This is a genomic window from Vibrio sp. 1069 (assembly GCF_033340555.1).
Window position 1 is genome coordinate 1 of sequence record NZ_JAWOWP010000651.1, and the last position, 590, is coordinate 590.

Annotated in this window: 1 protein-coding gene and 1 pseudogene; both read left to right on the top strand. The window is 49.7% G+C overall.

The features are described 5' to 3' along the window. A pseudogene (locus R7040_RS28275) lies at positions 1-126 on the top strand (sugar kinase); the annotation flags it as partial. 11 nt (positions 127-137) lie between these two features. After that, the coding region (gene eda, locus R7040_RS28280) for a bifunctional 4-hydroxy-2-oxoglutarate aldolase/2-dehydro-3-deoxy-phosphogluconate aldolase (protein ID WP_318097858.1) at positions 138-590 on the top strand (453 nt) is incomplete at its 3' end.

Below are 590 nucleotides of genomic sequence, written 5' to 3' on the forward strand. Positions count from 1 at the left end.
TATCTTGCAAAACGAATTTTAGGCGGAGACGTTGCTGAGTCTGCGCTTGCTGGCCACAAAGTGGCTGGCACGGTTATTCAACATCGCGGCGCGATCATTCCAAGCCAAGCGATGCCAACTATTTAAGGAACGATGAAATGAAAGATCTGAACCAACAACTTTCAGAAATTAAAGTAGTCCCTGTTATCGCGATCAAAGACGCAGGCAAGGCAGTGAAACTGGCACAAGTGCTGATTGAAAATGGCCTGCCATGTGCTGAAGTAACGTTCCGTACTGAGGATGCCGCTTTAGCGATCAAAAACATGCGCGAAGCGTACCCAGAGATGCTGATTGGCGCGGGAACTGTGCTGACAAGCGCGCAAGTGGATGAAGCGATTGATGCGGGCGTGGACTTTATTGTGAGCCCAGGTTTCAACCCAACTACAGTGAAATACTGCCAACAGCGTAACGTGACCATCGTCCCTGGTGTCAACAACCCAAGCTTGGTTGAACAAGCAATGGAAATGGGTCTGCGTACGCTGAAGTTTTTCCCAGCAGAACCGTCAGGCGGCGTCGCGATGCTAAAAGCATTATCTGCGGTTTATCCTGTA